Below are 21,396 nucleotides of genomic sequence, written 5' to 3' on the forward strand. Positions count from 1 at the left end.
CCGGTTGCGCTGTGGGCAGAACACCGGGTGGCCGGACCGTGAACGCGAGGTGGCCGGATCGCCCTGTGGACGGCGACCCGGCGTGTGCGCCGCCCGACCTAGGCTGGGCGCATGAGCGGGGTGGGATGGGCGTGGACGCACGGCGCGCCGGCGACGGCGGTGCTGTGGTCCCTGGGACTGGTGTGGTTCGCGGTGTGCACGGGCGTGCTCGTGCGCACGGACCTGCGCGAACATCGGCTGCCGAACCGATGGACGCTGCGGCTGGCGCTGGGCGGGTTGACGATGATGACCGGGGGAGCGCTGCTGGCGGGCCGGGGTGACCTGACCCTCTGCAGCCTGCTGGGCGGTCTCGGTTACACCGTGGCGATGCTCGCGCTGCACGTGCTCAGCCGCGGCGGCCTCGGGATGGGCGACGTGAAGCTGGCCGGCGGGCTGGGCGTGTACACGGGGGTGCTCGGTCCGACGGCGGTGCTCGCCGCCGGGGTGGGCGCGATCCTGCTCGGCGGAGTGGTGGCGGGGCTGCTGGTGCTCGCGGGCCGGGCGACGGGGCGAACGGCGCTGCCGTTCGGGCCGGCGATGGTGGCGGCGGCCGCCGGAGTGCTGGTGCTGGCGTGAACGTCGAGCGGCCGCCCTCCGCACGGGAGGACGGCCGCTCGGCGTCGTGGCCCGGGAGGCGGCGTCGCGCCGCTCACCGAATCCGCCGGATCACTCCGGGTGGGTCATGGACATGGTGTCCAGGGCCTTGTCCAGCTGCTCCTCGGTGATCTCGCCGCGCTCGACGTAGCCGAGGTCCACGACGGCCTCGCGCACGGTCATCTTGTTCGCGACGGCGTGCTTGGCGATCTTGGCGGCGGCCTCGTAGCCGATCATCTTGTTCAGCGGGGTCACGATGGACGGCGAGGCGCCGGCGAGGAAGGCGCAGCGCTCCTCGTTGGCCTCGATGCCGTCGATCATCTTGTCCGCCATGACGCGCGTCGTGTTGGCCAGCAGGCGGATGGACTCGAGCAGGTTGGCGGCCATCACGGGGATGCCCACGTTGAGCTCGAACGCGCCGTTGGTGGAGGACAGGGCGACGGTGGTGTCGTTGCCGATCACCTGGGCGCACACCATGATCGCGGCCTCGCAGATCACGGGGTTGACCTTGCCCGGCATGATCGAGGAGCCCGGCTGCAGGTCCGGGATGGCGATCTCGCCGAGGCCGGTGTTCGGGCCGGAGCCCATCCAGCGCAGGTCGTTGTTGATCTTCATGAGCGAGAACGCGATGTTCCGCAGCTGGCCGGAGGCCTCCACGAGGCCGTCACGGTTGGCCTGGGCCTCGAAGTGGTTGCGGGCCTCGGTCAGCGGCAGACCGGTCTCCTCGGCGAGCAGCTCGATCACGCGGGCGGAGAAGCCCTTCGGGGTGTTGATGCCGGTGCCCACGGCGGTGCCGCCGAGCGGGACCTCGGCCACGCGCGGCAGCGCGGACTGGATGCGCTCGATGCCGTAGCGGACCTGCGCGGCGTAGCCGCCGAACTCCTGGCCCAGGGTCACCGGAGTGGCGTCCATGAGGTGGGTGCGGCCGGACTTCACGACGCCGGCGAAGGCCTTCGCCTTCTTCTCGAGGGAGACGGCCAGGTGGTCCAGCGCCGGGACGAGGTCGTTCACGAGGGCGGCGGTGACGGCCACGTGCACGGAGGTCGGGAACACGTCGTTCGAGGACTGGGAGGCGTTGACGTGGTCGTTGGGGTGCACCTCGTCCTCGGAGCCGGCCTCCTTCAGTGCGCGGGTGGCGAGGGTGGCGAGCACCTCGTTGGTGTTCATGTTGGAGGAGGTGCCGGAGCCGGTCTGGAACACGTCGATCGGGAACTGGTCGTCGTGGTCGCCGGCGATGACCTGGTCCGCGGCGGCGACGATGGCGTCCGCGCGCTCCTGCGAGATGATGCCCAGCTCGGCGTTCGCCTTGGCCGCGGCCTTCTTGACCTGCGCGAGGGCGTGGATGTGGGCGGGCTCGAGGCCCTTGCCGGAGATCGGGAAGTTCTCCACGGCGCGCTGGGTCTGCGCACGGTAGAGCGCGTTCACCGGCACCTTCACCTCGCCCATGGTGTCGTGCTCGATGCGGAACTGCTGATCGGTGTTCTCTGCGGTCATGGTCACATCCTAGGACGGCGTGGGCGCCCGGTGCCGCACCGGACGCCCGACGTCGTCAGACCGCCAGGTCGCCGTGCACGCGGCCCGGTCGCGCGGTGCCCTCGGACAGCGAGTAGGTGAGCCCGACGACGGCGGTGCGCCCCGACTCGACGGCCGCGCGGACGGACTGCGAGGTCTCCAGGAGGTGGTCGCAGGTCTGGTCCACGTGCTCGGCCACGAACTCGTCGACCTCCTCCAGTCCGCGGCGGCGCCCGGCCAGCACGGACGGGATGATGCGCTCCACGAGGGGGCGCACGAACCCGCGCGGCATGGTGCCGGAGATGTAGGACTCGACCGTCGCCGTGACGGCGCCGCACGAGTTGTGGCCCAGGACGATGACGAGCGGGATCTCCAGCACGTCCACGCCGTACTCGATGGAGCCCAGCACGGCGTCGTCGATCACGTGGCCGGCCGTGCGCACCACGAACACGTCGCCGAGGCCGAGGTCGAAGATGATCTCGGCCGCCAGGCGCGAGTCGGCGCAGCCGAAGATCACGGCGACCGGGGCCTGACCGGCGGTCAGGTCGCTGCGCCGCTCGGCGTTCTGGTTCGGGTGGCTCGGCTCGCCCGCCACGAAGCGGCGGTTGCCCTCGGCGAGGACCTCCCACGCCTCGGCGGGGGTCAGGTCGGAGGTGGGGACGACGACGTCGGGGGCCGGCGTCGTCTCGGGGCGGGTGTGGGGGGTCATCGGGTCTCCTTCGCGACGCCGTGCGCCAGGTCTTCGAGGACGGCCTGGTCGCCGGTGGTGGTCAGCACCACGGTGCTGCCGTCCACCTCCGCCACGAGCCGTCGCTCCGGCTTCTTCGGATCGGCGTGGAGGTCCCACGCGATCCCGTCGATCTCGATCGTCTCCGACGTCGGGACCTGGTCCACCCGCAGGCTCACCCAGGTGGGGTCGACGTCCTCGGCCTGCTGCAGGCCCGCGAACACCGTGTCCGTGACCACCCAGCCGACGTCCCACGTGGAGACGCCGTCCAGCTTCTGCAGGCGGGCGTAGTTGGCGTACCAGGACTCCGGTACCTCGGGCGCCAGGGCCGGCAGGTCGCCGTCGTCGTGGGGGATCGTGGCGGCCTCGGCGGCGACGTCGACGCGGTCCTCACGGGGCCGCTGCGGCGGCTCCGGGTTGAGCAGGAGGACCACGGCCACGATCGCCAGCAGAGCCACCAGGGAGAGCACCATGGCCATCCACGGCTGCCGGGCCCGCTGCGCCTGCTTGGCGGTCAGGACGGGGCGGGGGGCGGGGGAGTGGGGGTCGGCGGAGCTCACGGTCAGCATTGTGCCACCCACGGGAGGCCGCCCCCGTAGGATGAGGACCGGGGCAGAGCCGCCCTCACGCCCCGTCTCGTGCGGACGGAGCGCCGCGAGCAAGGATCGGAGCAGCGATGACCAGCGCGTCCTCGGAGAAGACCGGCTACGAGAATCACGTCCCGGACCGCAACCTGGCCATGGAGTTGGTGCGGGTGACCGAGGCGGCGGCCATCGCCGCGAGCCCCTGGGTGGGCTACGGGGACAAGAACAAGGCGGACGGCGCCGCGGTGGACGCGATGCGCGCGTTCATGGACACCGTGGCCATGGACGGCACCGTGGTGATCGGCGAGGGCGAGAAGGACGAGGCCCCCATGCTGTTCAACGGCGAGCAGGTCGGCGACGGCTCCGGCGCCGCCGTGGACGTGGCCGTGGACCCGATCGACGGCACCCGCCTGACCGCCATGGGCTACAACAACGCGCTCTCCGTCTTCGCGGTGGCCGAGCGCGGCACCATGTTCGACCCGTCGGCCGTGTTCTACATGGACAAGCTCGTGGTGGGCCCCGAGGCCGCCGACTTCGTGGACATGCGCCTGCCGGTGATGCAGAACGTGAACCTCGTGGCCAAGGCCCTGGACAAGCCCGTTTCCCAGGTGACCGTGTGCGTGCTGGACCGCCCCCGCCACGAGGGCCTGGTCAAGGAGATCCGCCAGGCCGGCGCCCGCGTGAAGTTCATCCTGGACGGCGACGTCGCCGGCGCCATCGCCGCCGCCCGCCCGGGCACCGGCGTGGACATGATGATGGGCATCGGCGGCACCCCGGAGGGCATCGTCACCGCGTGCGCGATCAAGGCCACCGGCGGCATCATCCAGGGCCGCCTGGCCCCCACCGACGACGCCGAGAAGCAGAAGGCCCTCGACGCCGGCCTCGACCTCGACGCGGTGCTGACCACGAACGAGCTGGTCACCTCCGACCACTGCTACTTCGCGGCCACCGGCATCACCGACGGCGACCTGCTGCGCGGTGTGCGCTTCGCCGACGGCCGCGTGCACACGCAGTCCATCGTGATGCGCTCGTCGTCCGGCACGGTCCGCACCGTGGACGCCGAGCACGACGTGAAGAAGTGGTCCAAGTGGCTGGGGGACCGCGACGCCCGCTGAGCCCGCGGGCCGGTCTGCCGGGCTCAGCCCCGCGGCAGGCCGGCCACGTGCACCGTCGCCGGGGCGCCGGCCGCGGCGCGGACGGCCAGCGGGCCGGACGCCGTCTCCGCGGCGGGCAGGAACACGGCCTCGCCCGGGCCCAGCTCGATCTCCTGGCCTGCCAGGGCCAGGCTCGCCGTGCCGCGGGTGACCACCGCGATCCCGGGCCCGTGCACGTCGAGTCCGTGGACGGCGTCGTCCTCGAGCGTGGCCTGGAGCAGCTCGAACTCCTCGAACGGCGGGCGGAAGGCCACCACGGAGTCGGCCACGCGCTCGGGCTCGGTGGAGGGCACCGGCAGCGCCTCGAAGGTGACCACGCGGCGCAGCTCGGGCACGTCCACGTGCTTCGTGGTGAGTCCGCCGCGCAGCACGTTGTCCGAGGCCGCCATGACCTCCACGCCCAGCCCGTGCAGGTACGCGTGCACGTTGCCGGCGGGCAGATGGATGGCCTGACCCGGGGCCAGGTCCACGCGGTTGAGCAGGATGGCCACCACCACGCCGGGGTCGTCCGGGTGGTGCTGGGCGACCTCGAGGGCCGTGGCCAGCGAGGGGTCGCGCTCGGCCAGGTCCGGCGCAGCCCGCAGCACGTCCACGACCTGCGCGACGGCGCCGGGGGCGCCCCACACGGAGTCGGGGTCGAGGATCGAGGTGAACGCGTCCTCGAGGTCCCCGGCGGCGAGGGCCTGGCTGATCCGGGCGGCGGCGACGGCGACGGCGGACGTGTCCCCGTCCGCCCGCTCCGTGAGGGCGCGGGCCAGGGCCTCGAAGCTGTCCGAGGAGACCTCGGGGGAGCGGAAGCCGCACATCGCCGCGAAGGGGGTCAGCGCGAGCAGCATCTCCGGCTTGTGGTTCGCGTCCATGTAGTTGCGCTCCGGGGCGTCGACCGGCACGCCGGCGGCCTCCTCCGCGGCGAAGCCCGCGCGGGCCTGCTCCAGGGTGGGGTGCGCCTGGATGGACAGCGGGGCGCCCGCGGCGAGCAGCTTCATCAGGAAGGGCAGTCGGCCCTCCGGCGCGGCGGGCCCGAGACAGCGCTCCGGGTCCGCGGCCACCACCTCGTCCAGGCCGACGTGGGCGCCGTCCGCCACGACGGCGACGCACGGGGCGCCCGGATGGTCGCCCAGCCACAGCTCGGCCTCGGGGCGGCCGGTGGGCTCGCGTCCCTGCAGGTCGGCGAGGAGCGTGGGGGAGCCCCAGGCGTAGTCACGGATCACGGGCTTCAGGACGTGCATGCGCCCAGCCTAGATCAGCCCGTCGGCCCGCGCGTCGCGCCTCACGGGGCGGGGACGCACAGCCCGTTCGTCGAGGACGCGTGGTTCAGCACGTCCTCCTGGCCCAGGTCCTCGGCCATCATCAGGTCCTCGGCGGTGAAGGGCTTGCCGTCGGAGCGGGTCGGCGGGGCCGGCCACGTGGCCGGGTCATCCTCGTCGACGTCGGGGGTCTGCGTCTCCTGCGCGACGACGGCCAGCGCGGTGAGCAGCGGCGTCGCCGTGACGCCGGTCGGGTCCGACCCGGCGGTTGCGGACTCGTCGGCCAGCATCTCGTCCACGCGGCGGTGGACGAGGTCGTAGTCGGGATAGGTGGTGAAGTGGGTGCCCGTGTCGCCGAAGTCGGGCGGGCCGACGGTCAGCCGCCGCATCTTGTGGCCGCGCGAGCGCTCGGCGAGGTCCACGAACGTGCCCAGCTGGGACTGCGGCAGGTCGGTGGTCACGATCTGCTGGCCCGCCGCGAGGATCCCCTCGAAGCGGGTGAGCACGGTGGCGGGGCTGAACTGCTCCAGCATGGCCGCCTGCATGCACTGCTGCCGGCGGATGCGGGCGTAGTCGGTGGACCATTGCCGGGAGCGGGCGAAGGCGAGCGCGTCGTCGCCGTTGAAGTGGTGGGTGCCCGGCTCCCACCAGATGTTGCCCCAGGCGCCGTCGGGCCGGACGCCGCGGTGGACCACGTAGCCGCCGCTGACGACGTCCACCCCGCCCATGGCGTCGATCAGCTGGGCGAAGCCGCCCATGTCCATGAGGGCGTAGCCGGAGATGTCCAACCCGAGGATGCCGCCGGCGGCGTCCTTCATGGCCTCGGCACCGGGGTGTTCGGCGTCCGGGTAGAGGTCTGCGTGGTGCTCCTCCACGTCCGTGTAGAGGGCGTTGAGGATGCACTCGTCGCCGCAGTCGAAGCCGTTCGGGTACACGTCCCACAGCGGGGAGCCCTCGACGAACGGCGCGTTCTGCAGGTTGCGGGGCAGGGAGAACATCACGATGGCGCCGGTGCGGGCGTCCACGGAGACCACGTGCATGGAGTCCGGGCGCAGCCCCTGGCGGCCCTCGCCGGCGTCCGCGCCCAGGACCAGGATGTTGTAGCGGCCCTCGGCCTCCGGGACGGCCGGCCCCTCCCGGAAGACCTCGCCGAGCGCGCCGCGGCTCGTGTTCGCGGCCCAGCCGCCGTAGAGCAGGGCGCCGCTGGTGAGCACGAGCGCGAGCGCGGTGACCGCCGCCGTGATCTTCCGCGCGCCGGGGGCGAGCAGGTGCAGCCGGATCAGCCGGAACGTGTCCACCCAGAGCACCGCCCAGCCCACCGCCAACGCCGCCAGGACCACCGCGAGCCCCAGCAGCACGCCGTCCCGGGCCATCAGCGAGATCAGGCTCGCGCGGGAGACCAGCCACCACAGCAGCCCGAGGATCAGCACGGCCCACACGGTGACGGTGACCCGCAGCGCCACGCGGCCGAGCCGGCGGCTGCCGGCGACGAGCTGGGCGCCGCCGGGGACCAGCAGGGTCAGGGCGGTGAGGATCAGCGCCCGGCGGGTGCGCTCGGTGGGGGAGGCGACGCGTGGATCTCGGAGCGGGTCGGGCTGCGCGTGACCGGCGGGGACGGATCCGGTGGCGGGCGACATCAGCGGTCGGCGGCCATCTGCTCGCGCAGGCGGGCCCCCTTGGCCCGGGCCTGGGCGTTGAGCTCGTCGGCGTGCTCGGCGAGGGCGGCGCGCAGGCGGTCGCCCTCCGCGGTGTCGGCCGAGGCGAGGATGCGGGTGGCCAGCAGGCCGGCGTTGCGGGCGCCGTCGATGGAGACGGTGGCCACCGGCACACCGGCGGGCATCTGGACGATCGAGAGCAGGGAGTCCATCCCGTCCAGGCTCTTGAGCTTCACGGGCACGCCGATCACGGGCAGGGGGGTGACGGCGGCGAGCATCCCGGGCAGGTGCGCCGCGCCGCCCGCGCCGGCCACGATCACGCGGATGCCGCGCTCGTGCGCGCGGGCGCCGAACTCCACCATCTCGTGGGGCATGCGGTGCGCGGAGACCACGCCGACCTCGACGGGCACGTCGAGCTCGCGCAGGGCCTCGGCGGCCGCGCTCATCACGGGCCAGTCGGAGTCGGAGCCCATCACGACGGAGACGACCGGGGCGTCGTCCTGCAGGGGCTGGGCGGGGGACTGGGGCGTGGCGGTCATGGGCGGGCCTCCGTCTCGGTGCCGGTGGTGGGGGCGTCGTCGCGCAGCAGTGCGGCGGCGGACTCGGCGGTCCGCACGGCCTCCTCGAGGCTGAGGCCGTGGTCCGCGACGACGTTGACGTGACCGACCTTGCGGCCCGGGCGCACGTCCTTGCCGTAGAGGTGGACCTTGGCCTGCGGGTGGGCGGCGAGGGCCGCGACGCTGCCGGCGTGCAGGTCCTCGCGGGCGCCGCCGAGGACGTTCTTCATCACGACGCCGGCCCCGCGGGGGGTCGTCTCGCCCAGCGGCAGGTCGAGCACGGCGCGGACGTGCTGCTCGAACTGGCCGGTGACGGCGCCGTCCATGGACCAGTGGCCGGAGTTGTGGGGGCGCATGGCCAGCTCGTTCACCTGGAAGCCCGGGCCGACCCCCGGCGTCTCGAACAGCTCGACCGCGAGCATGCCGGTGACGTCCAGCTCCTCGGCGAGGCGGACGGCCGCGGCGGTCGCGGCCGCGGCGACGGCCGGGTCGAGGTCCTGGGCCGGGGCGACCACGAGGTCGCACACGCCGGCCACCTGGACCGAGTCGACGACGGGGTAGACGGCCACCTCACCGGAGGGGGTGCGCGCCACCTGCGCGGAGAGCTCACGGGAGAAGGGGACGAGGGCCTCGGCCAGCAGCGGGGCGATGCCGGCGCCGAGCCACGCGGCCAGGGTGCCGTCCGCGGCGGAGGCGCGGGCGTCGTCGGCGTCGTCGAGCTTGAGCACGCCCTTGCCGTCGTAGCCGCCGCGGGCGGTCTTGAGGATCATCGGCCAGCCGTGCTCGTCGCCGAAGGCGAGGACGGCCTCGAGGTCGTCGACCGGCGCCCACGCCGGGTTCGGCAGGCCCAGCCGCTCGACGGCGGCGCGCATGACCAGCTTGTCCTGGGCGTGCTGCAGCGCCTCGGGGCCGGGGCGCACGGCGACGCCGGCCTCCTGCAGGGCCCGCAGGTGCTCGGTGGGCACGTGCTCGTGGTCGAAGGTGACCACGTCCACCGTGGCCGCGAACGCGCGCAGGTCCGCCAGGTCCGTGTGGTCGCCGACCACGTGGGGGGCGACCTGGGCCGCTGACGCGTCCGGGGCCTCCGCGAGCACGCGGAAGGGCACGCCGAGCTCCGCGGCGGCGCCCGCCATCATGCGGGCCAGCTGCCCGCCACCGATCACACCGAGTCGAGGGGAAGTCACCCGGACAGGGTAGTCGGACCGGCTGAGAACTCCGTCACGGAGGGGTGGCCGATGCCGGATCCGAGGAGGGCGCGCGCCGGGGGCGCGGCTACAGTGTTCCCCAGCCCTGCGCGGGTCCGCCCCGCGTGCACACCCCCGTCCCGAACCGAGGAGTCCACGCCCATGCTGTCCGATCTCTGGGGCCGCCTGACCGGGATGGCCTCCCTGCTGTGGCGGGAGGTGGCCAAGTTCGGCACCGTCGGTGCGGCCGCGTTCGTGGTGGACTCGCTCGTCTTCTGGTGGATGATGACCGGCCCGCTCGAGGGGTCCAACGTCAAGGCCAAGATCGTGGGCGGCGTCGTCGCCACCCTGTTCAGCTGGGTCGCCAACCGTTACTGGACGTTCCGGGACAAGCGCTCCTCGAACAAGACGCGCGAGCTCGTGATGTTCCTGATCATGAACGCGATCGGGCTGGGGATCCAGGCCGGCTGCGTGGCGATCGCGCAGTACCTGCTGGGCGTGACCGACCCGACCGGCCTGTTCATCGCCGGCAACGTGATCGGCCTGTTCTTCGGCACCGTGTTCCGCTACTTCGCCTACCGGTTCTGGGTGTTCAAGGAGAAGCTGGACGTGGAGCCCGGCTTCGCCAACGACCTCGCGATCATCACCGGTCAGATGCCCGTGCTGCGCGAGGACCAGCTGCCTCCGCACGGCCGGCACCGCGCCCCCGACGCCGGGGTCTGAGCGTCCCCGCCTGACCCCGCCGCCCCGTCAGGGGCGCACGGTCACCGCCCGGCCCGCGTCCCACGCCTCCAGCGCGGCCCGCACTCCCGCCCACGTCAGGCGGGGGCGCGGGCCGTCGTCGTCCGGGGCGACGTCGGCCCCGGCCGGGATCGACGCGGGCCGCACGTGATCCACGGGGCCGGGCAGGGCATCCGGCTGGGCGCGGATCTCGGCGGCCACGTCCACGACGGCCGGATCGGCGGCCGGGCCGTCGAACTCGGGCTCGAGGCCGCGCGGCAGGGCCACGGCGAAGACGGCCACGGACGGGTCCGGCCACGCCTCGGGCCGGTCCGTGAGGACGGCGGCGGGGGAGTCGCCCTCGAGGGCGGGCTCGGCCTCGGCGCAGAGCACGCCGAGGGCGAGGGCGTGGGAGAGCCAGTGGACGGGCAGGTCCAGGGCGACGGCGTCGCCCGCGCCGATGCCCTCGGCGCCGAGCAGGCCCGCGAACTTGGCGGCCCAGTTCACGGTCACACGGCCCGAGAGCTCGATGCGCTGGTCCACCGCGCCGGGCTCGTCCGGGGCCCCCGGCTCCTGGACGAGCGCGGGCCGCGGGGAGGAGGCGAGGCGGAGCACGAGGGGGCCGGTGGACCGGGGTGCGGAGAGGGAGACCATGGGCCCAGTGTGGCACCCGCTCGGTTTGACTCGGCATGAATCACACCGATGTAATGAACCCGGGCCAACGGTCCCGCCAGGAGGGGCCCGCCGGATTGCCCGGCACCCGCGCGGACCGCATGGTCACCCGGCCCACACCGCCACGTCGATCCCGGGAAGAGGCGTCACACATGGAGCAGACCCAGCGAGTCGAGGACGCGCACCGCGCCGATCCCGCGCCGGCGCCTCGTCCGCGGAGCGTCCCCAGCGACTGGTTCCTCGACCCCGCCGACCCGCAGGCCAGCGTCTCCAGCGCGAGCCTCGAGGATCAGGCGACCGCCTTCCTCACCGCCCACGACCTCGACGGCGAGACCGGCACCCCGGCCGCCACCGTCACCGCCCTCTTCCCCGGTGACGCGCGTCCGGTCGAGGCCGTGCCCGTCTCCGCCGACTGGGCCGCCATCCCGGGCGTGACCACCGAGCCCGTCGAGGGCGAGCTGGCCTGGCAGGCGGACGCCCTGTGCGCGCAGACGGACCCCGAGGCGTTCTTCCCGGAGAAGGGCGGCTCCACGCGGGACGCCAAGCGTGTGTGCGAGGCCTGCACCGTCAAGGACGCGTGCCTGGAGTACGCCATGGCGAACGACGAGCGCTTCGGCATCTGGGGCGGGCTCTCCGAACGCGAGCGTCGCCGCCTGCGCCGCGCCCGCGCCTGACGCACCGCGCTCATCCGCCGGGCGCGGTGCCCGGCGCGGACCACCCGGTCCGGGCTCAGCCGCGGCCCCAGCTGGGGTCGAGCACCTGCGGGTCCACGCCCAGCGCGTCGGCGCAACGGCTCAGCGCCACCCCGTAGACGGCCCCCTCGAGGTCGGCCGGGTCGGCCGCGTCCCGCAGCGGCCGCTCGAACAGGGTGATCAGCACCCCGTCCCGGCCCTGCCGCTCGGCCCGCGCGAACAGCGCCTCCTCATCCCGTTCCCGGCCGGCGTGCAGCTCGCGCAGTCGCTCGTCGAGCCGGTCCGGGATGCGCTCCACCCGCGCGGTCACGTGCCGCAGCCCGGGCGCGTCCAGGGAGCCCAGCCGGTCCACCGCCTTCTCGACGGCGGTCAGCAGCGCCTCGCCCCGGCCCCGCTCCGAGCGTGCACCGAACGGGCGCGGATGCCGCAGCCCCCGGCCACGGCGGTCCCGACCGCCGCGCCCCGCGGGGGAGGAGACGCCGGCCTCGGCCGGGCCGCCCTCGACGCCCGGCTCGGCCCCCGCGGCGTCGCCCGCCCGGAACGGCAGGGGGTCGAGGGGATCGGAGGAGGCGGACGCGGTCATGCGCGCCATGGTAGGCCACCGCTCCGGGCCGTCCGCCGAGTAGGGTGGCGGGCGTGGGACCCATGCGACGCTGCAGCAAGACCGGATGCCAGAGCCCTGCCCTGGCCACGCTGACGTACAACTACGCGGACTCGCAGGTGGTCATCGGGCCCCTGTCGCGCCGGGCGGAGCCGCACACGTACGACCTCTGCGGCGAGCACGCTCGACGCACCACGGCCCCGCGCGGCTGGGAGGTGCTGCGGCTGGAGCTGCCCGAGCACTACGAGGCCGTCGACGCGGACGGCGGCGTGCGCACGGTCCCCACCCGGCCCATGGCCGTCCCGCCGGCCCGCCCCGGGCTGCGCGTGGTGCGTGACGGGGACTGACGCGGCACGTGTCGTGCCGTCCGGGGCCTCGCTAGGCTGGAGGGCATGACTGAGACCTCCGCAGAGTTCCGCACCCCCGACGTCGACCCGGCCTTCGCCAACCGCACCACCGTGTCCGGTGCCTCGTTCGACTTCACGGTCCGGGACCTGTCCCTGGCCGAGGCGGGCCGCCACCAGATCCGCCTGGCCGAGCACGAGATGCCGGGGCTGATGTCCCTGCGCGAGGAGTACGGGGAGGCCCAGCCGCTCAAGGGCGCCCGCATCGCCGGCTCCCTGCACATGACCGTGCAGACCGCCGTGCTCATCGAGACCCTCATCGCCCTCGGCGCCGAGGTCCGGTGGGCCTCCTGCAACATCTTCTCCACGCAGGACGAGGCCGCCGCCGCCGTCGTCGTGGGCTCGGGCACCCCCGAGGACCCGCAGGGCGTGCCGGTGTTCGCCTGGAAGAACGAGTCCCTCGAGGACTACTGGTGGACCGCCTCGCAGATCCTCACCTGGCCGGGCGCGGACGAGGATCCGGAGCTCGGCCCCAACATGATCCTGGACGACGGCGGCGACGCCACCCTGCTGGTGCACAAGGGCGTCGAGTTCGAGGCCGCGGGCGCCGTGCCCAGCGCCACCGAGGACGATCCCGAGGAGTACCGGATCATCCTCGAGACGCTGCGCCGCTCGCTGGCCCGCGACCCGCAGCACTGGACCCGCACCGCCGGCACCCTGCGCGGCGTCTCCGAGGAGACCACCACGGGCGTGCTGCGCCTCTACCAGCTGGCGCAGGAGGGCCGCCTGCTCTTCCCGGCGATCAACGTGAACGACGCCGTGACCAAGTCCAAGTTCGACAACAAGTACGGCATCCGCCACTCCCTCCCGGACGGCATCATGCGCGCCACGGACGTGCTGATCGGCGGCAAGGTGGCTGTGGTCTGCGGCTACGGCGACGTCGGCAAGGGCGCTGCCGAGGCCCTGCGCGGCCAGGGCGCCCGCGTGATCGTCACGGAGATCGACCCGATCTGCGCGCTGCAGGCCGCGATGGACGGCTACCAGGTGGCCCGCCTCGAGGACGTGGTGGGCGAGGGCGACATCTTCGTCACCACCACCGGCGGCAAGGACATCATCATGGCCGAGCACATGGCCGCCATGAAGGACAAGGCCATCGTGGGCAACGTCGGCCACTTCGACAACGAGATCGACATGGCCGGCCTGGCCCGCATCCCCGGCGTCGTGAAGACGGAGATCAAGCCGCAGGTCCACGAGTGGACCCTGGACGGCGGCACGGAGGCCGAGCGCAGCATCATCGTGCTCTCCGAGGGCCGCCTGCTGAACCTCGGCAACGCCACCGGCCACCCCTCGTTCGTGATGAGCGCGTCCTTCACCAACCAGGTGATGGCGCAGATCGAGCTCTTCGGCGGCTCCACGGGCACCGGCGCCCTGACCGGCGAGCACTACGAGAAGCGCGTCTACACGCTGCCCAAGGTGCTGGACGAGAAGGTCGCCCGCCTGCACCTGGACGCCCTCGGCGTCGGGCTGACCGAGCTGACCAAGGCCCAGGCCGAGTACCTCGGCGTGGACGTGGCCGGCCCCTACAAGGCCGACCACTACCGCTACTGATCCCCGGCGCCCGCGGGCGGACGGACCCACTCGAGAGAGGCACGAGCATGGCTTCCCATCAGGCCGGCCGCGGGCGCGACGAGCGCGCCGGGGCGGAGGACTTCGATTCCGGGCTGGACTACGGCGCGTTCGTCGAGGACGACGCCGCAGACGACCCGAACCGCACCCAGGCGCTGCCCGCCATGGGCCGGGACGACGACGGCGGCGCCCAGCACACCTCGGCGCTCAGCCCCGAGGACCTCGCCGCGCTGCGCGGCGGGGACGCGGCGGCCGCGGACCGACGCGACGCCGGCCGCCCGGCCGCGGACGCCGACCGCGACATCGTCGCCTCCCGGGCCGTGCCCGAGGGCGGCCGGCGGCCGCTGCCCGGCGCCGACGAGCTCGGCCCGCTGAGCGCCGCCGTCGGGGCCCGCGCGGCGGGGTCGAGTGCAGCCGCCCCGGTCGACCGCTACCCCGAGGACGGCACCGCCGCCCCCGTGGCGCAGGCGGCGGCCCTGCAGGGCCCCACGCCGGAGGAGCGCGCGCGCCTGCCCAAGGCGGGCCCGCGCCTGGCGCAGGTGCTGCTGGCGATCCTCGCCCCGCTCGCCCTGCTGCTGGCCGCCGTCCGCCTCGTGGCGAGCCCGGTGTTCCTGTGGCTGGAGTACCACCGGCCCGGGTTCCCCGCGGACCGGTTCGGCTTCACCCTCGCCGACCGCATGCACTACGGCTCCGCCGGGCTGGACTACGTGACCAACCTGGCCGGGCCGCGGTACCTCAGCAGCCTCACGCACCAGGGCGCGCCGCTGTTCACCGAGGTCGAGGTCGACCACATGACGGACGTGAAGACCGTGCTGTGGATCGCCGCCGCGGCGCTCGTGGTGCTCCTGGTGGTGTGCGCCCTGCTCATCGCGTCCCTGCTGCGCACCAGCCCCGGCGGGGTGCGCCGCGCCCTGTTCGCCGGCGCCGTGTGGCTGCCGCTCGCGGTGATCGCGCTCGCGGTCCTGGCGGTGCTGGGCTGGGAGACGTTCTTCGCCGGGTTCCACTCGCTGTTCTTCGCGGACGGCACGTGGACGTTCTCCGTGCGGGACGCCCTCATCCGCCTCTACCCCGAGCAGTTCTGGGTGGACGCGGCCGTGGTGGTCGGGCTGGTGACCCTGCTGGCGTCCCTCGTGACGCTCGTGCTCACGTGGCCCACGCGCCGCCGTCGTGAGCTGAGCGCGGACCGCCGCGAGCAGCTGCTGCGGACCCGCCTGCGGTGGGCCCGGGAGGACGACGCCGTGGTGCGCTGACCGCCGCCGGACGGCACCGGGAACGGGCCGGGAGGACGAGGCGTCCTCCCGGCCCGTCGTCGTCCGGGGGCGCGGGGTCAGCGGCGGTAGAGGGCCTCGACGTCCTCGGCGTGGTCCTCGATCACCTGGGCCCGCTTGAGCTTCTGGGACTGGGTGACGTGCCCGGAGTCCTCGGTGAACGGGTGGTCCAGGATGCGGAAGCGGCGGATGGACTCGGCGCGGGAGACGCCCGCGTTGACCTGGTCCACCGCCTCCTGGATCGAGGCCAGCACGGTGGGGTCCGTCGCGGCCTCGGCCGGCGTGAGGCTGAGCTCGCGGTCCAGGGCCCACTGGGTGAAGGCCTCGGTGTCCAGGGTGATGAGGGCGCCCACGAACGGGCGGTTCTCCCCGACCACCACGACGTGCTCGATGAGCCGGTGCTGGCGCAGCGCCTCCTCCATGGGCGTGGGGTACACGTTCTTGCCGCCGGCGGTGATGATCACGTCCTTCTTGCGGCCGGTGATCCGCAGGAAGCCGTGCTCGTCCAGCGCACCGATGTCCCCGGTGCGGAAGAAGTCGTCCTCCATCGCCTCCGCCGACGCCTTCGGCATGCCGTGGTAGCCGTCGAACACCACGGGGCCGCGGATGAGGATCTCGCCGTCCTCGGCGATCTTCACCGTCACCCCGGCCACGGGCAGGCCCACAGTGCCCACGCGGTGCGCGCCGGGGATGTTCACGGTGGCCGGCGCGGTGGTCTCCGTGAGGCCGTAGCCCTCCACGATCGGAATGCCGGCGCCGCGGAAGAAGTGCACCAGCTCCGGGGAGAGGGCGGACGCGCCGGACACGCACGAGATCACCTCGCCGCCGAGGGCCTCCCGGATCTTGCGGTAGACCAGCCGGTCGAACAGCGCACGCCGGGCGCGCAGCAGGACCGAAGGCCCGGGGCCGTCCCCGAACTCGGCCTCGTCCACGGCCGTGGACCACTCGATGGCGGTGCGCTTGGCGGCCGCGTAGATCCGCCCGGTGCCGCCCTTCTGGGCCTTGGCCTCGATGCCGGCCTCGACCTTCTCGAACACGCGCGGCACGGCCAGCAGCCACGTGGGGTGGAAGGAGGCGAGGTCGTCGAGCAGCGTGGCCGGGGAGCCGGAGTGGGCCACCTGGATGCGGGCGTACAGGCAGATGACCTGGACGGCGTGGGCGAGCACGTGGGCCAGCGGGAGGAAGAGCAGGGTGCGCGACGTCGTCGTCTCCGGGGACCACTGGACCACCTCGCGCGCGAAGTGCAGCACGTTGATGGCCGCGCCCACGAAGTTGCCGTGCGTGATCACGGCGCCCTTCGGGCGGCCGGTGGTGCCGGAGGTGTAGACGATCGAGGCGGGGCTGGCGAGGGTCGCCAGCGAGCGGGCGTGCTCGACGGCGTCGTCCGACACGAACGCGCCGGCCTCGGCCAGCTCCGCCAGTCCGGCGTCCGTCAGCGGGAACGTCGCCACGTCCACGCCCGCGTGCCCGGCGGCCTCGGCGACGCGCTCGCCGAGCTCCTCGCTGCCGACGGCGACCACCCGCAGCCCCGAGTCCGTGACGATGTGCTCCACCTGGTGGGCGGAGGAGGTCTCGTAGATCGGCACGGAGACGGCGCCGGCGAACCACACGGCCTGGTCGAGGACGGCCCACGCGTAGGAGGTGGGGGAGAACAGGCCCACCCGGTCCCCGGGCTGGACGCCGTGGGCGATGAGGCCGGCCGCCACGGCGCGCACCTGGGTCAGGAACGCGGTGAAGTGGACGTCCACCCAGCCGCCCGCGCCGTTGCGCTGGGCGTACACGGGGGCGTCCGGCCGATCGGCACAGGAGGCGACGATCAGGTCCGTGATGTTGGAGTCCGCCGGCGGCATGCCGACGAGCTCGGTGGCGGACTCATGGACGGGGCTCTGGTTCTGCACGGTCCGAGCGTATCCATTTTCGGACGTGCGGCGCGCATTCGGGCACACCCGCGCCCGCGACGCGGCCGTCAGATCCAGCTGCTGAACCACATCCGCCAGCGCCACTGGTCGTACGAGATGACGTCGCCGATCCACACGGGCAGGAAGAACAGGGACACGGCGACGGCGATCGTCACGTACGCCAGCACCAGGGCCGAGCCCCAGCGGGGCCCGGGCCGGCGACCCGGCCGCAGCAGCAGCGAGAGCGCCAGGGCGATCATCATCACGAGGAAGGGCTCGTAGGCGATCGTGTAGAAGAAGAACATGGTCCGCTCGGGCCACAGGAACCACACCAGCTGCCCGGCCACGTAGGCGCAGAGCAGGGCGCCGGCCCGCCAGTCCCGGTGGCGCACCAGCAGCCACACGCACACGAGGACGGCGGCCAGGCCCGTCCACCACACGAACGGGTTGGCGATGTCCGTGATGGCCGCCGAGCACGCGCCCGCGGCGTCCGCCGGGCAGATCCCCTCGCCGGGCTCTGCGCCCTCGTAGTAGTAGCTCACGGGCCGGCCCATGAACGGCCAGGTCCACGGGTTGGCGGCGTAGTCATGGGGGCTGGTGAGGCCCTGGTGGAAGGTCGTGGACTCCACGTGGTAGTGCCACAGGGAGCGCAGCGGACCGGGGACCAGCCCGGCGAGCAGGCCCTCCGGCGGGTTGTCCCGGTGCCAGTCCCGGTAGTAGCCGCCCTCCGTGACGAACCAGCCGGTCCACGAGGCCAGGTAGGCGACCAGGCCGCCGCCCACCACGGCCCCGAACGCGTACAGGCCGTCCTTCTCGACGCCGGCCCACGCCCAGTGCCGCACCCCGGCGGTCCGGCGCGCGGACATGTCCCACAGGACCGTGAGCAGGCCGAAGGCCGCCATGAACGCCAGCCCGGAGAGCTTCACGGCGCAGCCGGCGCCCAGCAGCACGCCTGCGAGCAGTCGCCACGGGCGCCAGCCGAGCCACGGCCCGCTGGCCAGGGCGTCGCGTCCTAACCGGGCGACGTCGTGGGCGATCCGCTCCGCGAGCAGCCGCCGCCCGTGGACGCGGTCGGCCAGCAGCGCGGCGAAGGCCGCGAGCACGAAGAACGAGAGGAAGATGTCCAGCAGCCCGATGCGGGACATCACCAGGTGGTGGCCCTCCACGGCCAGCAGCAGCCCGGCGACCGCGCCCAGGGACACCGAGCGCAGCAGGTGCTGCGTGGCGAGGGCGACCAGCAGGACGGACAGCGTGCCGGCCACCGCGGCGCTGAACCGCCAGCCCACCCCGTTGTCCGGGCCGAACGCGAGCATGCCCAGGCCGATCAGCCACTTGCCCAGCGGCGGGTGCACCACGTAGGCGGCTCCCTCGAGCGGCTCTGCCTCGCCGCGCGCGAACGCGTCGTTGACGTCCTCGTCCCACCGCCGCTCGTAGCCGGACTCCAGGAGGGAGTAGGCGTCCTTGGGGTAGTAGGTCTCGTCGAAGATCAGCTGGTCCGGGTGGGCCAGGTTCGTGAACCGCAGCACGCCGGCGATCACCGTGACCAGCAGCGGCAGGATCCAGTGCCACCGCGTCAGGGGCGCCGCGCTCACCCCGAGGCGGGCGCGCAGGGCGGCGACGCCGAAGGGGCCGTCGTCGACCGCGACGGCGGCGGGGCGGGGGGCGAGGGCGGTGGCGGGCACGGGTTCCATGCTAGGGGGACAGGTGGACGGCGAGACGTGCACGGTGACCGGGGCCGTAGGCTCGGGGCAGCCGTCCGTCCGTCGAAAGGTCGTCCCATGCCCGAGGGCCGCATCGTCCTGGCCGCCACCCCCATCGGCAACCTCGGGGACGCGTCCGCGCGCCTGCGTGAGCTGCTGGCGGAGGCGGACGTGATCGCCGCCGAGGACACCCGGACCGCGCGGCGCCTGTGCGCCGGACTGGGCGTCACCCCGACGGGCAGGGTGGTGGCCCATCACGAGCACAATGAGGCGGCCTCCACCCAGGGGCTGCTGGACCAGGTGCGGGGCGGTGCCACGGTGGCGGTGGTCTCGGACGCGGGCATGCCCACGGTCTCGGACCCGGGGTACCGGCTCGTGGCGGCCGCGGTGTCCGCAGGGCTGCCCGTGACCTGCGCGCCCGGCCCCTCCGCCGTGACCACCGCGCTCGCCCTGTCCGGCCTGCCGACGGACCGGTTCGCCTTCGACGGCTTCGTCCCCCGCAAGGACGGGGAACGACGGCGATGGCTCACCTCCCTGCTGACCGAGGCCCGCACCGTGGTCGCCTTCGAGTCGCCGCAGCGTCTGGCGGACGCGCTGGCCGTCGTCGTGGAGGTCCTCGGTGCGGAGCGGCCGGTGTGCGTGGCCCGCGAGCTCACCAAGCTGCACGAGGAGGTGGTGCGCGGCACCGCGGTCGAGGTGCATGCCTGGGCTGCGGAGCGGCACGCGGGGGAGGGGATCCGCGGGGAGATCGTGCTGGTGATCGGGCCGCCCGCGCCCGGCGCCGAGGGCGAGGCGTCCGAGGCGGGCGCCGTCGCCGAGGTGGCGGTGCTGGTGGAGTCCGGCACCCGGCTGAAGGAGGCCGTGGCCGCGGTGGCCGGAGCCCACGGGATGCGGAGCCGGGAGCTCTACCAGGCGGTGCTCGCGGCCCGGGGCTGACACGTCCCCGGCTACACAGATGCTCATGCGCGATGGCGCGGCCCCGGGGCCTGGCTAGGATCAGCCGTGGAGCCGTTGCCGACCGCCGCCGGACGGCGTCGGAATACCCGTGCCCGTCCACCCGTTCCCCTGAGGGACGCGGGGCGCGCCGCCTCCGACCACCGACCCCGAAAGAGGTGCATCATGACCGTGACCGCTGAGCGCGAGAAGGCGCTGCTGGAGTCCGTCCCCACCGGCCTGCTGATCGACGGCGAGTGGCGAGATGCCTCCTCCGGCAAGACCTTCGACGTGAAGGACCCGGCCACCGGCAAGGTCATCGCGAGCCTGCAGGACGCGAACTCCGACGACGCCATGGCCGCCTTCGACGCCGCCTGCGCCGCGCAGGCCGACTGGGCCCGCACCCCGGCCAAGGAGCGCGCCGACATCCTGCGCCGCGCCTACGATCTGATCAACGAGCGCGCCGAGGACTTCGCGCTGCTGATGACCCTCGAGATGGGCAAGCCGCTCGCCGAGGCCCGCGGCGAGGTCACGTACGGCAACGGCTTCCTGCGCTGGTTCTCGGAGGAGGCCGGCCGCCACTACGGCCGCACCCTGACCGTGCCCGAGGGCACGCTGCGCATGCAGGTGCACCACCGCCCGGTGGGCCCGTGCCTGCTGATCACCCCGTGGAACTTCCCGCTGGCCATGGCCACCCGCAAGGTGGGCCCCGCCGTCGCCGCTGGCTGCACCATGGTCCTCAAGGCCGCCAAGCTGACCCCGCTGACCACCCAGCTGTTCGCGCAGGTGATGCAGGAGGCCGGCCTGCCCAAGGGCGTGCTCAACGTCGTGGCGGGCTCCTCCGCCTCGTCGATCTCCAGCCCGATCCTGCAGGACCGGCGCCTGCGCAAGGTGTCCTTCACCGGTTCCACCCCGGTCGGTGTGCGCCTCATGAAGGACGCGGCGGACAACGTGCTGCGCACCTCCATGGAGCTCGGCGGCAACGCCCCGCTCATCGTCTTCGAGGATGCGGACCTGGACGCCGCCGTCGAGGGCGCCTTCGCCGCGAAGATGCGCAACATGGGCGAGGCCTGCACCGCCGCCAACCGCTTCCTCGTGCACGAGGACGTGGCCGAGGAGTTCACGCAGAAGTTCGTGGCCAAGCTCGAGGCGCTCAAGCCCCTGCGCGGCACCGACCCGGAGTCCACCCTCGGCCCGATCGTGGACGAGGGCGCGCGCGACGACATCGACCAGCTCGTCCAGGACGCCGTGGCGGCCGGCGGCGAGGTGCTCACCGGCGGCCACAAGATCGAGGGCGACGGCTACTTCTACGCGCCGACCGCGATCAAGGTGGAGAAGGGCAACCCGATCCTCCAGCAGGAGATCTTCGGCCCGGTGGCCCCGATCGTGACCTTCTCCTCCGAGGAGGAGGCCATCGAGATGGCCAACGACACCGAGTACGGCCTCGCCTCCTACGTGTTCACGAAGGATCAGGCCCGGATGTACCGCGTGGCCGAGAGCATCGAGTTCGGCCTCATGGGCTACAACGTGGGCGTCATCTCCAACCCGGCCGCGCCGTTCGGCGGCGTGAAGCAGTCGGGCCTGGGCCGCGAGGGCGGCGCCGAGGGCATCGAGGAGTACACCTCGGTGCAGTACATCGGCATCGCCGACCCGTGGGCGGCCACGAAGGCCTGACCTCTTCGCCGCGCC

20 protein-coding genes are annotated in these 21,396 nt (G+C 73.6%); 9 read left to right on the forward strand and 11 right to left on the reverse strand.

The features are described 5' to 3' along the window. The first annotated feature begins 111 nt into the window (after nt 1-111). Complete coding sequence (locus MF605_RS02600) at nt 112-615, forward strand: prepilin peptidase (protein WP_063189028.1); 504 nt, start codon at nt 112-114, stop codon at nt 613-615. A 90-nt stretch (nt 616-705) separates the two neighbouring features. Here MF605_RS02600 and MF605_RS02605 read toward each other — a convergent pair whose 3' ends face one another. The 3 genes from MF605_RS02605 to MF605_RS02615 are packed head-to-tail and all read right to left on the reverse strand — an operon-like array spanning nt 706 to nt 3,441. Then, nucleotides 706-2,127, reverse strand: coding sequence for a class II fumarate hydratase (locus MF605_RS02605; RefSeq protein WP_134416318.1), 1,422 nt, complete (start codon nt 2,125-2,127; stop codon nt 706-708). A gap of 55 nt (nt 2,128-2,182) precedes the next feature. Continuing rightward, a complete protein-coding gene (locus MF605_RS02610) occupies nt 2,183-2,854 on the reverse strand; it encodes a carbonic anhydrase (RefSeq protein WP_002854504.1) in 672 nt (223 codons plus the stop codon). Continuing rightward, nucleotides 2,851-3,441, reverse strand: a complete 591-nt coding sequence (locus MF605_RS02615) for a DUF4245 domain-containing protein (RefSeq protein WP_134416320.1) — start codon at nt 3,439-3,441, stop codon at nt 2,851-2,853. The genes MF605_RS02610 and MF605_RS02615 overlap by 4 nt, the downstream gene beginning before the upstream one ends. A 107-nt stretch (nt 3,442-3,548) precedes the next feature. Between MF605_RS02615 and glpX the strand changes: the two genes are divergently transcribed. Continuing rightward, the gene (gene glpX / locus MF605_RS02620; protein WP_134416322.1) at nt 3,549-4,571 is read left to right on the forward strand and encodes a class II fructose-bisphosphatase; all 1,023 of its coding nucleotides are present in this window, start codon (nt 3,549-3,551) and stop codon (nt 4,569-4,571) included. A gap of 23 nt (nt 4,572-4,594) precedes the next feature. Here the strand turns inward: glpX and manA are convergent, their stop codons facing one another. Genes manA through MF605_RS02640 form a run of 4 tightly spaced genes read right to left on the reverse strand, consistent with a single transcriptional unit; the run spans nt 4,595 to nt 9,253 of the window. Continuing rightward, nucleotides 4,595-5,839: a mannose-6-phosphate isomerase, class I gene (manA, locus tag MF605_RS02625; RefSeq protein WP_036384958.1), complete on the reverse strand. Its 1,245-nt coding sequence runs from the start codon at nt 5,837-5,839 to the stop codon at nt 4,595-4,597. Nucleotides 5,840-5,880: 41 nt separating this feature from the next. Continuing rightward, the gene (locus MF605_RS02630; RefSeq protein ID WP_036384957.1) at nt 5,881-7,494 is read right to left on the reverse strand and encodes an LCP family protein; all 1,614 of its coding nucleotides are present in this window, start codon (nt 7,492-7,494) and stop codon (nt 5,881-5,883) included. Further along, a complete protein-coding gene (gene purE / locus MF605_RS02635) occupies nt 7,494-8,051 on the reverse strand; it encodes a 5-(carboxyamino)imidazole ribonucleotide mutase (protein ID WP_036384956.1) in 558 nt (185 codons plus the stop codon). Before purE ends, MF605_RS02630 begins: the two co-directional genes overlap by 1 nt. Next, nucleotides 8,048-9,253 carry a 5-(carboxyamino)imidazole ribonucleotide synthase gene (locus MF605_RS02640; RefSeq protein WP_036384955.1) on the reverse strand — a complete coding sequence of 402 codons (1,206 nt, stop codon included), beginning with the start codon at nt 9,251-9,253 and terminating at the stop codon, nt 8,048-8,050. The genes purE and MF605_RS02640 overlap by 4 nt, the downstream gene beginning before the upstream one ends. A 162-nt stretch (nt 9,254-9,415) precedes the next feature. Between MF605_RS02640 and MF605_RS02645 the strand changes: the two genes are divergently transcribed. Next, nucleotides 9,416-9,976 carry a GtrA family protein gene (locus MF605_RS02645; RefSeq protein ID WP_020628243.1) on the forward strand — a complete coding sequence of 187 codons (561 nt, stop codon included), beginning with the start codon at nt 9,416-9,418 and terminating at the stop codon, nt 9,974-9,976. A 27-nt stretch (nt 9,977-10,003) separates the two neighbouring features. Here the strand turns inward: MF605_RS02645 and MF605_RS02650 are convergent, their stop codons facing one another. After that, nucleotides 10,004-10,627: a hypothetical protein gene (locus tag MF605_RS02650; RefSeq protein ID WP_036384954.1), complete on the reverse strand. Its 624-nt coding sequence runs from the start codon at nt 10,625-10,627 to the stop codon at nt 10,004-10,006. Between the two features lie 170 nt (nt 10,628-10,797). Here MF605_RS02650 and MF605_RS02655 point away from each other — a divergent pair, with 170 nt between their 5' ends. Next, a complete protein-coding gene (locus MF605_RS02655; protein WP_080696049.1) occupies nt 10,798-11,319 on the forward strand; it encodes a WhiB family transcriptional regulator in 522 nt (173 codons plus the stop codon). Nucleotides 11,320-11,374: 55 nt separating this feature from the next. Here the strand turns inward: MF605_RS02655 and MF605_RS02660 are convergent, their stop codons facing one another. Next, a complete protein-coding gene (locus tag MF605_RS02660) occupies nt 11,375-11,920 on the reverse strand; it encodes a hypothetical protein (protein WP_227717921.1) in 546 nt (181 codons plus the stop codon). A gap of 62 nt (nt 11,921-11,982) precedes the next feature. Here MF605_RS02660 and MF605_RS02665 point away from each other — a divergent pair, with 62 nt between their 5' ends. The 3 genes from MF605_RS02665 to MF605_RS02675 are packed head-to-tail and all read left to right on the forward strand — an operon-like array spanning nt 11,983 to nt 15,158. Beyond that, on the forward strand, nt 11,983-12,285 hold the full coding sequence (locus MF605_RS02665; RefSeq protein ID WP_020628239.1) for a DUF3499 family protein: 303 nt from the start codon (nt 11,983-11,985) through the stop codon (nt 12,283-12,285). Between the two features lie 45 nt (nt 12,286-12,330). Then, nucleotides 12,331-13,890: an adenosylhomocysteinase gene (ahcY, locus tag MF605_RS02670; protein WP_228062984.1), complete on the forward strand. Its 1,560-nt coding sequence runs from the start codon at nt 12,331-12,333 to the stop codon at nt 13,888-13,890. Nucleotides 13,891-13,937: 47 nt separating this feature from the next. Then, complete coding sequence (locus MF605_RS02675; RefSeq protein ID WP_134416324.1) at nt 13,938-15,158, forward strand: TIGR01906 family membrane protein; 1,221 nt, start codon at nt 13,938-13,940, stop codon at nt 15,156-15,158. Between the two features lie 77 nt (nt 15,159-15,235). On the opposite strand, the gene MF605_RS02680 is transcribed toward MF605_RS02675, so the two are convergent. Further along, on the reverse strand, nt 15,236-17,074 hold the full coding sequence (locus MF605_RS02680; protein ID WP_134416326.1) for an AMP-dependent synthetase/ligase: 1,839 nt from the start codon (nt 17,072-17,074) through the stop codon (nt 15,236-15,238). A gap of 68 nt (nt 17,075-17,142) precedes the next feature. Further along, nucleotides 17,143-18,756 (reverse strand): dolichyl-phosphate-mannose--protein mannosyltransferase, encoded by a 1,614-nt coding sequence (locus tag MF605_RS02685; protein ID WP_134416328.1) that lies wholly within the window; start codon nt 18,754-18,756, stop codon nt 17,143-17,145. Nucleotides 18,757-18,852: 96 nt separating this feature from the next. On the opposite strand from MF605_RS02685, the gene rsmI reads away from it, so the two are divergent. Continuing rightward, nucleotides 18,853-19,710, forward strand: a complete 858-nt coding sequence (gene rsmI, locus MF605_RS02690; protein ID WP_134416330.1) for a 16S rRNA (cytidine(1402)-2'-O)-methyltransferase — start codon at nt 18,853-18,855, stop codon at nt 19,708-19,710. A gap of 183 nt (nt 19,711-19,893) precedes the next feature. Then, nucleotides 19,894-21,381, forward strand: a complete 1,488-nt coding sequence (locus MF605_RS02695; protein ID WP_036316357.1) for an NAD-dependent succinate-semialdehyde dehydrogenase — start codon at nt 19,894-19,896, stop codon at nt 21,379-21,381. The last annotated feature ends 15 nt before the right edge of the window (nt 21,382-21,396 follow it).

Source organism: Micrococcus luteus, assembly GCF_022664405.1.
Taxonomy (GTDB): Bacteria; Actinomycetota; Actinomycetes; order Actinomycetales; family Micrococcaceae; genus Micrococcus; species Micrococcus luteus.

Excerpts from the sequence above, each read along its gene's own strand:
- MF605_RS02600 (WP_063189028.1), top strand. The coding sequence starts at position 112 with ATGAGCGGGGTGGGATGGGCGTGGACGCACGGCGCGCCGGCGACGGCG.
- MF605_RS02605 (WP_134416318.1), bottom strand. The coding sequence starts at position 2,127 with ATGACCGCAGAGAACACCGATCAGCAGTTCCGCATCGAGCACGACACC.
- MF605_RS02610 (WP_002854504.1), bottom strand. The coding sequence starts at position 2,854 with ATGACCCCCCACACCCGCCCCGAGACGACGCCGGCCCCCGACGTCGTC.
- MF605_RS02615 (WP_134416320.1), bottom strand. The coding sequence starts at position 3,441 with ATGCTGACCGTGAGCTCCGCCGACCCCCACTCCCCCGCCCCCCGCCCC.
- glpX (WP_134416322.1), top strand. The coding sequence starts at position 3,549 with ATGACCAGCGCGTCCTCGGAGAAGACCGGCTACGAGAATCACGTCCCG.
- manA (WP_036384958.1), bottom strand. The coding sequence starts at position 5,839 with ATGCACGTCCTGAAGCCCGTGATCCGTGACTACGCCTGGGGCTCCCCC.
- MF605_RS02630 (WP_036384957.1), bottom strand. The coding sequence starts at position 7,494 with ATGTCGCCCGCCACCGGATCCGTCCCCGCCGGTCACGCGCAGCCCGAC.
- purE (WP_036384956.1), bottom strand. The coding sequence starts at position 8,051 with ATGACCGCCACGCCCCAGTCCCCCGCCCAGCCCCTGCAGGACGACGCC.
- MF605_RS02645 (WP_020628243.1), top strand. The coding sequence starts at position 9,416 with ATGCTGTCCGATCTCTGGGGCCGCCTGACCGGGATGGCCTCCCTGCTG.
- MF605_RS02650 (WP_036384954.1), bottom strand. The coding sequence starts at position 10,627 with ATGGTCTCCCTCTCCGCACCCCGGTCCACCGGCCCCCTCGTGCTCCGC.
- MF605_RS02655 (WP_080696049.1), top strand. The coding sequence starts at position 10,798 with ATGGAGCAGACCCAGCGAGTCGAGGACGCGCACCGCGCCGATCCCGCG.
- MF605_RS02660 (WP_227717921.1), bottom strand. The coding sequence starts at position 11,920 with ATGACCGCGTCCGCCTCCTCCGATCCCCTCGACCCCCTGCCGTTCCGG.
- MF605_RS02665 (WP_020628239.1), top strand. The coding sequence starts at position 11,983 with ATGCGACGCTGCAGCAAGACCGGATGCCAGAGCCCTGCCCTGGCCACG.
- ahcY (WP_228062984.1), top strand. The coding sequence starts at position 12,331 with ATGACTGAGACCTCCGCAGAGTTCCGCACCCCCGACGTCGACCCGGCC.
- MF605_RS02675 (WP_134416324.1), top strand. The coding sequence starts at position 13,938 with ATGGCTTCCCATCAGGCCGGCCGCGGGCGCGACGAGCGCGCCGGGGCG.
- rsmI (WP_134416330.1), top strand. The coding sequence starts at position 18,853 with ATGCCCGAGGGCCGCATCGTCCTGGCCGCCACCCCCATCGGCAACCTC.
- MF605_RS02695 (WP_036316357.1), top strand. The coding sequence starts at position 19,894 with ATGACCGTGACCGCTGAGCGCGAGAAGGCGCTGCTGGAGTCCGTCCCC.